Origin of the sequence: Streptomyces sp. SP18BB07 (genome assembly GCF_036322545.1) — a bacterium.
Taxonomy (GTDB): Bacteria; Actinomycetota; Actinomycetes; order Streptomycetales; family Streptomycetaceae; genus Streptomyces; species Streptomyces deccanensis.
The window spans coordinates 66,049-77,849 of sequence record NZ_JAQYWT010000354.1 but is presented as its reverse complement, the minus strand read 5'-3'; the positions used below and the strand labels follow the sequence as shown (position 1 = coordinate 77,849).

General features: G+C 69.9%; 16 protein-coding genes. All 16 read right to left on the bottom strand.

Annotated features, from left to right (window positions below):
• Window positions 1–161: 161 nt before the first annotated feature.
• Window positions 162–686 (bottom strand): hypothetical protein, encoded by a 525-nt coding sequence (locus PUR53_RS36200; protein ID WP_329911104.1) that lies wholly within the window; start codon window positions 684–686, stop codon window positions 162–164.
• 139 nt (window positions 687–825) lie between these two features.
• Complete coding sequence (locus tag PUR53_RS36195) at window positions 826–1,656, bottom strand: phage tail tube protein (RefSeq protein ID WP_329911103.1); 831 nt, start codon at window positions 1,654–1,656, stop codon at window positions 826–828.
• A 73-nt stretch (window positions 1,657–1,729) separates the two neighbouring features.
• Window positions 1,730–2,155 (bottom strand): hypothetical protein, encoded by a 426-nt coding sequence (locus PUR53_RS36190; protein ID WP_329911102.1) that lies wholly within the window; start codon window positions 2,153–2,155, stop codon window positions 1,730–1,732.
• On the bottom strand, window positions 2,155–2,436 hold the full coding sequence (locus PUR53_RS36185) for a hypothetical protein (protein ID WP_329911100.1): 282 nt from the start codon (window positions 2,434–2,436) through the stop codon (window positions 2,155–2,157). The genes PUR53_RS36190 and PUR53_RS36185 overlap by 1 nt, the downstream gene beginning before the upstream one ends.
• A gap of 40 nt (window positions 2,437–2,476) precedes the next feature.
• Entirely contained in the window at window positions 2,477–3,013 is a 537-nt protein-coding gene (locus PUR53_RS36180; RefSeq protein ID WP_329911099.1) for a hypothetical protein, read from the bottom strand.
• Window positions 3,013–3,345, bottom strand: a complete 333-nt coding sequence (locus tag PUR53_RS36175; protein WP_329911098.1) for a hypothetical protein — start codon at window positions 3,343–3,345, stop codon at window positions 3,013–3,015. Before PUR53_RS36175 ends, PUR53_RS36180 begins: the two co-directional genes overlap by 1 nt.
• A 19-nt stretch (window positions 3,346–3,364) precedes the next feature.
• Entirely contained in the window at window positions 3,365–4,228 is an 864-nt protein-coding gene (locus PUR53_RS36170) for a hypothetical protein (protein ID WP_329911097.1), read from the bottom strand.
• An 11-nt stretch (window positions 4,229–4,239) separates the two neighbouring features.
• A complete protein-coding gene (locus PUR53_RS36165) occupies window positions 4,240–4,767 on the bottom strand; it encodes a hypothetical protein (protein ID WP_329911096.1) in 528 nt (175 codons plus the stop codon).
• Window positions 4,768–4,910: 143 nt separating this feature from the next.
• Entirely contained in the window at window positions 4,911–5,375 is a 465-nt protein-coding gene (locus PUR53_RS36160) for an IPT/TIG domain-containing protein (protein WP_329911094.1), read from the bottom strand.
• A gap of 112 nt (window positions 5,376–5,487) precedes the next feature.
• A complete protein-coding gene (locus PUR53_RS36155; protein WP_329911093.1) occupies window positions 5,488–6,732 on the bottom strand; it encodes a hypothetical protein in 1,245 nt (414 codons plus the stop codon).
• Window positions 6,729–7,004, bottom strand: coding sequence for a hypothetical protein (locus PUR53_RS36150; protein WP_329911092.1), 276 nt, complete (start codon window positions 7,002–7,004; stop codon window positions 6,729–6,731). Before PUR53_RS36150 ends, PUR53_RS36155 begins: the two co-directional genes overlap by 4 nt.
• A gap of 81 nt (window positions 7,005–7,085) precedes the next feature.
• Entirely contained in the window at window positions 7,086–8,375 is a 1,290-nt protein-coding gene (locus tag PUR53_RS36145) for a phage major capsid protein (RefSeq protein ID WP_329911090.1), read from the bottom strand.
• Between the two features lie 226 nt (window positions 8,376–8,601).
• Window positions 8,602–10,548, bottom strand: coding sequence for an NUDIX domain-containing protein (locus tag PUR53_RS36140; protein WP_329911088.1), 1,947 nt, complete (start codon window positions 10,546–10,548; stop codon window positions 8,602–8,604).
• A gap of 59 nt (window positions 10,549–10,607) precedes the next feature.
• Window positions 10,608–10,817 carry a hypothetical protein gene (locus PUR53_RS36135; RefSeq protein ID WP_329911087.1) on the bottom strand — a complete coding sequence of 70 codons (210 nt, stop codon included), beginning with the start codon at window positions 10,815–10,817 and terminating at the stop codon, window positions 10,608–10,610.
• A 1-nt stretch (window position 10,818) separates the two neighbouring features.
• A complete protein-coding gene (locus tag PUR53_RS36130) occupies window positions 10,819–11,427 on the bottom strand; it encodes a hypothetical protein (protein WP_329911086.1) in 609 nt (202 codons plus the stop codon).
• A 96-nt stretch (window positions 11,428–11,523) separates the two neighbouring features.
• Entirely contained in the window at window positions 11,524–11,793 is a 270-nt protein-coding gene (locus PUR53_RS36125; protein ID WP_329911085.1) for a hypothetical protein, read from the bottom strand.
• Window positions 11,794–11,801: the final 8 nt, after the last annotated feature.

Here is an 11,801-nt window from a genome sequence, read left to right as displayed (position 1 = left end):
CGACGGGCGAACGATGGCAAGTGGCTCGTCACGCCGCTTGTCTGCGGCGAGGAGCCCGATCTCCTCGACGACCAGGGCCAGAAGCTCGTGGACCCGGCTCCAGCCACCGAGGGGAGCGGAGCGGACCCGGGAGTCGTCTGGGAGGCCGTCGATAAGGGAGATCAGCCGCCGGAGTCCGAGGAAGCCGGGCTGTCCGGGACGAAGCCAGACGCGTCGGGCGTCGACTCGGTGGTACCGGGAGAGGTCGGACTCGACGTCGCTCCATCGTTCTCGGAGGAGTCGGCCGACCTGAACAGCTTTCCCAGCTCAACCCCGTAGACCTTGGTCAGGCCGATCGTCAGGCGGACGTAGTCGGGGATGGACGGCTTCGACTCGAGGAACTCCTTGTGCTGGTCGCCGAGGAGGATCTCGTACGTCTTGCGGATCGCTTCCAGGAACTTCCGCGGCAGGGACGGACGCCGGAAGAGGGCGTTGACGACCTCCTTGACGCCCGCGTCGCCGTCGGCGGAGTCGATGACCTCGCCGAGGAGACCGACCAGGTCCAACTCGTCCGACAGGATGGGGTCGAGGGCTTCCGCTGGCAGCTCCGCCGGGAAGATGACGTCATGCGTCTCGGAGAGCTTGACGGGGATTCCGTGAGGAAACTGAACCTCGCGCCGATCGGCGGTCAGGTCGATGACGTACATGGGTGGACCTCTCGGGTGTACGAAGCTGAGTCGCGGGGTGCGGCAGCGCGCGGACAGTGGCAGCGCTGCGGACCTTGTGTCGCGGCGTGCGGCCGCCCCTGCCTCACCGCGGGGCGGGAGGGGCGGCCGCCGAGCCGGATCAGGCGTAGGTGAAGCCGCCGGTCTTGGTGACGCTCCCGCCAGCGGTCGTCACGACGACGTCCTTCGCTCCGGTCGTGCCAGCCGGAGTGATGACGGTCAGCTCCGTCTCGTCCACCACGACGAGGCCCGTGCCGGCCGCACCACCGACGGTCACAGCGGTGGCGCTGTCGAGGTTGGTGCCCACGACGGTGATGGTGGTGCCGCCCGCGGTCGGACCGGTGGACGGAGTCACGGTGCTGATGGTCGGCGCCGGCGGCTGGAACGCGGGGTCGTCCGTCAGCACGTACCAGGCATCCGTGTCGTCCCCACCCTGGACGGCCAGCCTCAACGGCAGCACGGCCTCCTTGCTCTTGGCGAGGTCCTTGGAGACGCCCTCCATCTGCATCACCCGCGGGATGACGTACCGGTAGTGCTTGCCGCCGTCGATCACCTCGATGCACGCGGCGACTTCGGTGCGTCCGCCGATCCGGGGCGGAGCGAACCTGTAGTGCGACGCGCCACCCCCGGACGGGGTCACGGCCGCGATGCTGCCGCCGCCGTACACCGCCCGGAAGTTCCGGCCGGACCACTGCTGCAGGTCAACTTCTACGGTCGCCGCATCCGTGGTCTGGAAGGTGCGGGTGGGGTACGAGGACTGAGCACTGCGCACCTGCTCGAAGTTCGGCTCAGAGTTGAACTTCAGGCTGTCCTCGGTGAACAGCCCGACCGTGTACCACCCGGCGGGCATGGTCACCGTGGCGTCGGCTGGGGCGGTGGTGCCGACCGGGGCCAGCCAGGTGCGGCAGAGCTGGGGGATAACGATCTCGTTGTTGTTGTTCTCGCCAGCCATGGCGGGCCTCTCCTTGGTGTCCGGTGCTAGGGCGCGGACACCTTGGAGAGCCGGGGTGGTTAACGTCGCGTCGTCACGGGTGGATGGTGACGGAGAGGTTCATGACCCACCTGGGTTGGCCGTCGACGAGCGGCGACCACACCAGCAGCCCGGACGGTTTGATACCGGCGAGGACGGGACGGCCGGGGGCATGGGGCGCCTCCCCGAGCTCCTGGGCGGCCTTGGCGCAGCACAGCAGGATTCGCCGCAGTTCGGCCTTGCCCGGCCATCCGCCCGGGTCGCCGTACGCCTCGAGCGTCACCTCTGGCGAGATGGCCCAGTTCATGTCCCGCAGGTCTCCGCCGGGGCCGTGGTCGATGCGCAGGTGCGGCCATGGCGCCTCTTCGATTCCGGACACACGGCCGGGGCCGCCGAGCGCGTCGGCGACCGCCGGGTGTTCCTTCAGCCAGGCGAGGAGCGCAGAGACCGGATCCGCGTCCGCCAGGGTGAGTTCGCTCATCAGACCTGAGTGGCGTAGCCCTGGCCGCGCAGCCGCTGGGCGTAGTCCGGGGAGACGAGGAGCTGGGCGCCTGGCGAGTAGCCGATGCCGTCGATGGTGTGGTGGTGCGCCAGTGTGACCGCGACCGGTTCAACGCCGGCGGGCAGCTCGGGGCCGACGACGTCCGGGTCGGGGGCCGCCTTGCGGGCGGGACGTGCCGGGGCGGTCGCGGGGACGGCCTCGGCGGATTCCTCCACCGCGGCGTCCGCGGCGGCCTTCTTGGTGGTGGGGTTCGTAGCCATGGCGCGCACTGTGCGGGCGGGGGCCGCTTGTGTCGCGTCGTCAGCGGCGGGCGGCAACGATGGCGGCCGCGCGGGACATGAAGAAGGTGCCATCGGCGCGCAGGTTGCCCGGGTAGACGGTGCCCACCTCGGCCTCGACGACCATGGGGGCCTGAACGGACACCGTGACTGTGACCCGCTTCCCGGCGACGACCGGCTGGCCGGTGTTGATGTGCCGGGCGATGCCCTCCGGGTCCTTGTGCGCGCGGCAGCGGCAGTTCTTGAGGTTGGCGACGGCCCGGGAGGTCTCGTCGAGCGGCTCGAGCATGTACGTCGTGGGGCCGACGCCGCGGTGTTCCATGTCCCAGCGCATGGAGTCGATCGCGAAGCGCAGATTCCCGGGCACTTCCTGGCCGTTGGCGGTGACGTGGGTGGGGCGGACCTTGGCGTCGCCCATGGTCACCCAGCGCTTGGTGGGCGGCGCCAATCGCTTCGCCTCGATCTCGACCTGGCGGGCGATGCGCTGCACCGCGGGGGCCAGCATGCGGGCGAGCTGCGCCTCCAGGCCCTGCGCGGGGGTGAACTTCGCTCCGGCCATCACGCCACCTCGGGCGGGTTGAGCGTGCCGGTGGCCTGCACGTAGTCGACATCCGGGACGTCGGGGACCTTGTGTTCGCGGGTGCTCGACAGGGTCCAGGAGCGGCCGGTCTCGTCGGAGATGGTGTCGCCTTCCTTCACCGGCCAGGCCTGGGGATCGAGTCGTACCGACCATGAGCCGTCGGGCTGCTCGAGGACCGACCCGGGCCAGGTGCCGCGCGGGGTTGGCTTCTGGCCCGGGTTCGGCGGCACTGGCACCCCGTTGGCGTCGCGCTCCCAGGGGTGGGCGAGCGCGTACACCGTCAGCAGCGCGTTCGGCAGTACGACGGCCATGGCCCGGCAGCTCCCTTCGTCAGCGGCCGCGAAAGCGGGTGGAGGAGTACGGCCACGGTGGTCGGACGGGGGCGTTGAGCGGCTGCCACAGGCGGCGCTTCAATCGCGACAGCGTGTCGATGGTGGGCAGGGCACCCGCCTGGCCGGCGGTAGGTGCCGACTCGTACGAGATCGACTGTCCCTCGGCGCTGACGGAGGACACGCGGCGGCCCTGTGCGCCGACACCGCCGGGGCGGTTGCGTTCGGCCTCGGCGGCGTGAGCGGTGACGTAGCGGACGACCGGGTCTTCGGCTGCACCGTCCAGGCCCACGAGGAAGTCGACGTCGTACGTGCCGTCCCCGAGGTCACGGTGGGCGGACACCTGCCAGATGCCATCGACTTCGTATGGCCACGCCTCGGTGTCGGACAGGTCGGCATCGGGGCGCCAGTAGGGCGTGAGCGCTTTGCGGGTGACGACCCGTGGGACGAGGGGCTGTCCCAGGTACCCCTCGACGTCGGACTGTGCCTTACGGATCGCCGTCATGAGGGCGTCGCGCTGGACGGGTGTAAGCGGGAGCGGCACTCCGAGGTCGTCGGCGACGGCTTCCGGAGAGGTGACGAGGCCCAGCCCGAGGGGGAGGTCTAGCCGTACGGACTGGTCCTGAACGGGCTGGGCGCCGTTGCTCGGGGTGAAGGTGACGGTGGCCCAGTAGCGGCCGGGCGGTATGCCGGGCAGCGTGAACCTGTACGCCCCGGCCCGCAGCCGAGTGCCCGGCCCTGCCGCGGCGACTTCGGTGGTGCGGTCCGGGCCGTCGTACAGGGCGAGGCTGGTGACCTGCCCGCCGGCCGGTTCGGGGTCGTAGTACGCCCCGGCGTACATGGGTTCGTAGTCGACGACCGACACCCGGGCCTCCCTTACTTCTTGGCTGCGTTCGCGGCGGCCTGGGCCACCAGACGCTCACGGATACGGGCGGCGACGCTCTCGGAGAGGTGGGCGCCCTTGGGCTGAAGCAGTCGCTCGACGGGGGTTCCGTGCGGCCCGAGGAACGTTCGCTCGATCAGGCGGATCGTGCACACGAGGGTGGAGCCGTACGGGGTGACGGGCTGAAAGACTGCGTTCACGTCGGCCGGGGGCTGCTTGGTGTCGTCGTCGAGGATGACCTCGGCGAGGTTGTCCTCGTCGGGGATGACCTCGGTCGGGGTGACGTAGCCGGGATCGGCAGGGGGCTCTGGCGCGGCGTTGACGGTTGGCGGCTCCAGCGGAGCGACGTCCGGCGCCTTCGGGGTGCTGTCGGCTGCGGAGGTCTCCTCGGCTGCCTCGGTGGTGCCCTCGGCGGGTGTGTCGCTGGTGGGCTCCGTGGTGGTCTGCTCGGCCGCGGCGGGCGTTTCGGTGGGGGCTGCGGGCTTCGCCGTGGTCTTGCGGGTTCGGGTGGTGGTGGCCATGGTGGCTCCTCGGGGATGGTGATCCGGTCGGCGCGCACTCTGCGCCCCGGGCGTCGCTTGTGTCGCGCCGGGAGGCGGCGGCACGGGTTGCGGGCGGGGTGGCGCCCCTGCGCCTGCGTGGAGGAGCCACCCCGTCATGCGGATCAGGCGTAGGTGAAGCCGCCGGTCTTGGTGACGTTGCCGGCGTCGTCGATCAGGACGACATCCTTCGCCCCAGCGGTGCCAGCGGGTGCGGTGACGGTCAGCTTCTTGGCGGAGAGGATCGTCAGGGCCGTGCCCGGCGTCGCGCCGAAGTTGACTGCCGACACCCCGTCCAGGGAGGTGCCGGTGATCGTGACGACGGTGCCGCCCGCGGTCGGCCCCGTTGCCGGGCTCACCGTGTCGATGGTCGCGGTCTGGAACAGCCCGTCGATCTCGGACTGACGCAGCACCGCGCCGACCTTGTAGGCGACGGTCTTGATCGAGCCCTCGGGCTTCTGGTCGCCGTCGGGGGTGTACGGGCGGGTGCTGTAGATGTCCGCGGTGACGACCTTCTCCGGATCGGCAACGTTGGTCGCGGGGAACGCGGCCTTGGTGATCCGGGTGCCGTCTGCCTTGTAGAGGCCCATGATTGTCCTTCCTTGGGGGTCAGTCGGGGCAGGATGAGGGGCGGGAAGGGCTTGGGTCGCGCTCTGCTCATGTCGGCGCTTGCACAATTGGGCAAGAATGATCTTGGGCGGGCTACAGGAGGCGGAGGTCGTCCCAGCCGTCCGGGCCGACGCTGAAGACCAAGAGGCCAGAGGCGGAGACTTCACCACTGCGGGCGGTGTACCAGTCGGAGCCGTTGTCGAGCGTGGGCGCCTGAATCCACAGACGGCCGCTGCCGACCTGTTGCGCCCGAAAGTGGTGGTAGTGGCCGCTGACGAGAATGTCGGCATCCGCAACCGGCTGACGGCCGAACGTCTGTCCCCTCCACCAGTCCACGGCCTTCTCCGGCCGCGGGTACTGATGCCCGTGGGACAGGCCCACGATGGTCCCCGCGACATCCAGCGATACCGACTCCCGCCACCGTTCCGGCAGGACGAAGCTGACGTGCCCGTATGCGGCATCGTTGCGGGCGTACGCGTCGGCGATCTGCGAGAGGACTTCAATGCCCCAGTCGTCGCTGGGAGGACCGACAGCTTCGCGGCCACGCCGGACCCGGCCGTGGTTCGAGCCGCACGTCGCGGCGACGACCCGCCCGAAGCGTCCGGCGAGGCGGTCCAGGCCCTCGAAGGTGATCCGCCGGTGGACACGGATCATCTCCGTCATCGTCAGGTCGTTGGTGTACGCCTGCTGCGCGGTGTTCTCGTAGTTCTCGACGCAGTCCCCGGCATCCAGCCAGTACGCCGCTGTTGGGGCGCGGCCGATGGCCTTGAGATCCCGTAGATGGTCCTCGAGCCGATCGAAGCGATCGGCAACGCGCGCGACCAGCTCGGGAGTTCCGCCGTCCCTGCCGACCTTCCCGGCCTGGGCGTCGGCGTAGACGACGACCAGGGCGCGCTCCGCTGTGTCGGCTGCCGTACGAGGTTTGCGGCGGCGGCGCATCGCGTCGCGTACGAGGGCGTCGATGTCGCCGGCGGACTGCCACGCGGGTGCAGCGGGTTCAATGACGTAGCGGCAGCGCCACACGGCGCGGGTGACGGCGTCCTCGCCCTGGGCATCCCTGTGCCAAGCAGCTGGGTCGTGCTTGGCCTCCACGAGGCGGACACTGAACCCCGCGGGGATAGCGAGTCCCATCTCCTCGACACGGGCGCGCCAGTCGGCCTCACTGCCGGGCGGCTGCTCTGCGGGCGGGGCGGTGACGACCATCGTGCCGCCCTCGTACTTCACTCCGCTCTCCCAGCCGCGGGGAACGGCCGGCTGCGGGCGCTGTACTTGGGCAGGCTGGCTCTGCTCGTGGGATGCGGGATCCAGGAGCGCCTGCAGGTCGTTGCTCAGGGTCATCGCTCGCACCGGCATCCGTTGGACTCACCGCGCCGCCGGTGCCGGGCGACGGTCCACGCGGTGATCGGGTCGCCGTACCGGCTGAGGGTGTCGGCGATGGCCCGTGCTGTGACCCGGTTGGTGTCCAGCGCCGTGCGGAGGGAGGTCGCTACGTCCTTGTCTGCGGTGGCCAGGAAGGCGCCGACGCTGCACGGCGGGCCGCGGTGAGCGGCGGGGGCGCCGGCGAGCGCGTCCAACTCGTCCGCCAGTCCAATGGGTTGTTTCTCGATCACCAGCGTCCTCCGTCGTCGTGATGGTGGTGCGTGGAGGGGGTGCGCCTGGCGCTCGGGTGCACCCCCTCAGCCGCGTTCCGGTCAGCCGGTCGGCGTGGTCCAACTGCCGATGACGAACGACTCGGGGCGCGGGACCTCGAGCGCCAGGCGCTCGTCCGCGCGGAAGGTGATCAGGCCCCGCTCGAAGTTCTCCGCGTTCTCCGAGGAGACCGTGACGCTGACGTTCTCCCTGTCGTGGAGCTGCGCGCCGAGGCCGAACGCACCGATCAGGAAGTCCGTGTCCGCCATCGCCGTGGTTTCGACGACGTTCAACCTCCAGACCTTCTTCTCCGCACCGATGGCGACGGCGACCGCGACGCGGAACGCGCCGTTGTCGTCCTCTTCGACCTCGACGTGCTCCCACATCGTGGGGCTGAGGACGATGCCGGTCGGCTCGTACTCGGCGAGCAGCGCCTTGGTGATCGCGCGGCGGATCTGGACGGAGTACTTGTCGGCCGCCAACCCCGTGTACTGCTGAACGCCGGGGGTGTTGTAGATGCCGGTGAGGGACTGGCCGTCTCCGACGCTGTGGAGGAGATCCCAGTCTTCCTGGTACTTGACGCCCTCGACCATGCGGCCGTTGATGAACGTCTTGAGCCTCGGCTCGTCGGCCAGGATGTTCTTGTGCGCGTCGATCAGGTGCGCGACCTCCGCGACCGGGTACATCACCGGAGTCAGCGACAGCTTCGACCGCGGCGCGCGGCCCCAGGTGTCGGTGTCCGCGCCGGTCGCCGGGCTGGTGCCGTCGGCGGCGTAGCGCTCCTTCACCTGCCGGGCGTTGTTCGTCCAGCCGGTCTCCCGCGCGCCGTAGAGGACGGCCTGCTTGGTCGAGCTCTTCGGGAAGAGATCCCGGATGTGGAACTTGCGGAACTGCCGCTCGGCGATGCCCAGGTTCTGGACGCTGCCGAGGGTCTGGTGCGTGACCGTGCCCGCGGACAGGGAGAAGATCGACTTCCCCTCCATCGCGGAGCGGATGTACGGGCGGTCGTCGAACCCGGCGGCGCTGGCGCGCTTGAAGGAGTCGGACTCGATGAACAGGTCACCGAGAGACTTCTCCTCCATCGTCGGGGTCTGGCCGTAGTGCGCGGCCGCGGCCGGCTGAGTGTCCGGAGCGTCGAGGTACTGCTTGATCTCGGCCAGCCCCATCTCGGCGTCGATGAGGCTCTTGATCTCCTGTGCCTCGCTGGAGACCTTGCGGAACTTGGTGGCCTGATCGGTGGAGACGACGAAACCGCCGTCCTCGACCTTGAAGCCCTTGCTGATCTCCTCGGCCTCGGCGCTCTTGGCCTGGAGCTGCCGCTGCAGTTCCTTGATGCGAGCGTTGTCGGGCATTGCTGCTCTCTCCCTGGTGCTGGGGTGCGGTTGACGTGCGTCGCTCCGCCCGGCCAGCACCGGGACAGCCTCAACGCGAGGCCGAATGGAAGAGGGAGAGAGGGGTTAACGTCGCGTGCTGCCCACTCAGGGAGTCAAGAGCGGGCAGCACGTAGGTTTTGACCTGCTGTTTTGTGGGTGCCGGGCGCGGCTCCCGTTTTCGGGGGCGGGGGCTGAGTCGCGCGACTCAGCCCCTCATGAGGGCGAGGGCGGCCTTCACTTCGTCGGCGTCCAGCCGCACTGTGTCGTCGTCCTTCACCGCGTCCTCGGTGGGTGGTGTGTCCTCGGTGGACACCTCGTCCTCGTCGTCCTCGTCGTTGAAGGTGTACTCGTCCCACAAGTCCATGCCGGTCGGGCCAGCCGTTGAAGACGTCTCGGGAACGGGCATCGACGGCTGAGTCTCGTCCGGGGCGTGGTCGATCGTGAGGCCCTTGGCAGAGAGAGCGGCGACGAGTGTGCGCACCTTGTCCCGGATGCCATCGAGGTGTTCCGGGCCCGCGCTGGTGGAGTTGAGGCGCGCGGTCGCTTCCGTGAGTGCTTCGACGGTGGGCTTCACCAGACGGGCGTCCACGTCCTCTGCTTCGGTGGCCGCGCGTTGTGCGCTGGCTCCCTCGGGGAGGACGACAGTGGCGAGTTCAACGGGCTGGGGAGTGCCCAGGCTGAACTGCCCCTCGGCCGTGAGGGTGTACGGGATGGCGTAGTGGCTGCTGCTCTGTTCGTCCTCGGCGTGAACCGAGACGATGACGCGATCCGGGTAGGTGCCCTCGATGCACGTCCAGGTCCGGCCGTCCTGGTCGAGGAGTTCGCGGACGCTGTCGGCGAGGCGGGCCCGAAGCTGTTCCTGGGATTCGGGCAGGGGGTTGGGGGACATCACAGAGGCCTCCGGGAGGTGCGTGAACCGGCTCTTGGCCTCGACGACCGTGGCACGGGCGGACTTGTGCTCGATGAGGGGCAGGAGAGCGCGGGCGGCGGCCACTGTGGCACGCGCGGACTTCGTCTCGGCTGTCACGCCGTTCTGGGTGGCGGCGATGATGCCTTCGAGGACGTTCTGGGAGATGGGCCGGATCGGCTTCGGCTCCGGGGCGTGTGGGAGGGCGGCGCCGGCCAGGAGTTCCCACGGCGTCTCGCGGCACTCCGGCCGCAGGAGCGACATGTCGGGGAGGGCCGCGATCGGCCACCAGGCGGTGACCTCAGTCGCGTCGCCCTTGGGATCGTCGGGGTTGGTGACCCGGCGATCGTCGTGTGGCGTGTTGATGGGCACGGAGTCCTCGGTGGGGACCACGGCCACGAACCCGCGGTAGATGCCGTTCGGGGCGGTCCAGGAGCCGACGACGGTGGCCGTGCCGGGCAGGATCGAGCCGGTCTCCTCGGCCCACTCGCGGAGCGCGGCCGCGAGGGGGTCCTCGCCGTCCTCCAGGTGTCCGCCGGGGATCTCCCACGTGCCTGCCGCGGGGTCATCGTCGTCGAGGGCCCGCTGGATCATCAGCAGGCGGCCGGTGTCGCCGGCCTTCACCGCCAGGCCCGCGACCTTGATGGCCTCACCTGTCGGGGTGGCGACGACGTCGATCTCGACGTGTGAGGGCGTGGTCTTGTACTCGAGCCCGTCGTGCCCGCCGGTAGCGGACTTCACCTCGAGGCTGCGTGTCAGCGGGTGCGCGCCGTGCAGAACGGGCGAGACCTCGAACAGATCCAGATCGTGGATGACGCGGACCCCGTCACCGCGCTTGCTCGCGCCGGTGTCGGGGACGCGGTAGCCGATGGAGAATGCGGCTTGCTTGTGCTCGTGCCACTGTCTGACCTGCTCGTAGCAATCGCGGCCCTGGCGGGTGCGCAGGTTGTAGATCACGGTCGCGACGAGTGCGCCGGCTTCGGCGGGCCAGTCGGGGATGTCCCGGAACCTCGGGTCTCCGGGGAGCCATTCCTCGCATAGGACGACGACGCCGACAGGGTCTTTCCACCCGTGGTGCCACACCGTTTTGACGGGGCGTTTGGCCAGGGTGCGGGCGAAGGCGCCAGGGACGATGAGGTCCTGGACCTCGTCGACCACGCCGGTGACGGCGTAGATAGCCCGGCTGGTGCCTCGCTGGATGGTGCTGGGGCGTGCGGGTCTGGTGGGTGGAGCAGCGGTCGGCACGGCGGGGAACCTCCGGCGGTGGACAGTGGGCCGCCGGGCACCGTGCCGCTCGCGTCTGCCTAACGTCCTGCGCTGGCTCCTGCAGGCTCCTTGGCTCCTTCGTCGGCTGAGCGCGCCGTGATGTAGCCGCGGGTCCAGAACTGGTAACCGAACTGCTGCTCCGCGTTGCCGAATCGGTTGTACGGGCTGGAGTCGGCGGGGTCGCCCTTCTCGTAGGCGGCCTTGCCCTCCTGCTGGAGCGCGAGGGCGGTGCTGCGGGTCAACTGCACGTCAGCTCCCTTGCTGGAACATCGAGTCCTGTACGCCGCGGTTGCCGGGCGGGGTGGCCTCGGGCGGGGCGGCGGGTTCTTCGGCCTGGCTGTGCGTGCGGGTCATGTGCGCGCCGTCCACGTCGACCGCCCACGCGTCCGGATCGGTGTAGCGCCACACCTGGCCCGTGCTGTCCCTGACCCACCCGGTCAGTGTGCCGTCTGGGGCCCGATCCAACCAAGCCTGTTCACCATCGCTGCCGGTATAGGCAGAAAAGGAGTCGGCTGGATCGGACTCGCCCCCCTCGTCGTACATGTCGCCAGCCCACGGTCGGGCGTCGTCAGCCGGCGGCTCCAGTGCGTCGACCGGCGCCTCGCCCTCGGCGGGGGGCTCGGCTCCCGCGGCGGGCGGTTCGGGAGCGGAGTCTTCCGGGGGCACGGCCAGGTTCTCGGGCGGCGCCGCGGGGTCCTGGCCTATGTCAGCGGAAGGGTCCTCCTCGAAGGCCGCTGCGGGGTCGTCTCCCTCGAAAGCCTCGCCCTCGGCGTTCTCGGGCTGCTCGTCGTCTTCTTCCTCCCCGAACGGCTTACCGCCCTTGGGGAGCGCCTTGATGGCCAATCCGTATCTCGTCACGGGGCGGAGGATGACGGGCGGGGCCGCTTGTGTCCCGGCCATGCCCGCACCCACCTCGATCAAGATCGTTCTTGCACAATTGTGCAAGTGCCGGGATCACCCGGGAACGCTGGCCTTCCGAGGGACACCGGGCCCCTCCTCGACGACGTGGGTGTACTCCCGCAGCACGGCGAGCACGGTCGCCTCATCATTACCGGCCACCGCGCGTACGGGCCCGGTAGGGGACAGTGAGACCGGACTGCCCTGGTGCAGTTCCACCAGGGCAGTGGCGCGGTGCGACCCGATCACCGGGCGGTCGGCCTGCCCGGTGACCTGCACGCTGTAGGTCGCCCCGTCGTTGAATGCGCCGGTGACGGTGAACGGCACGGCTACCT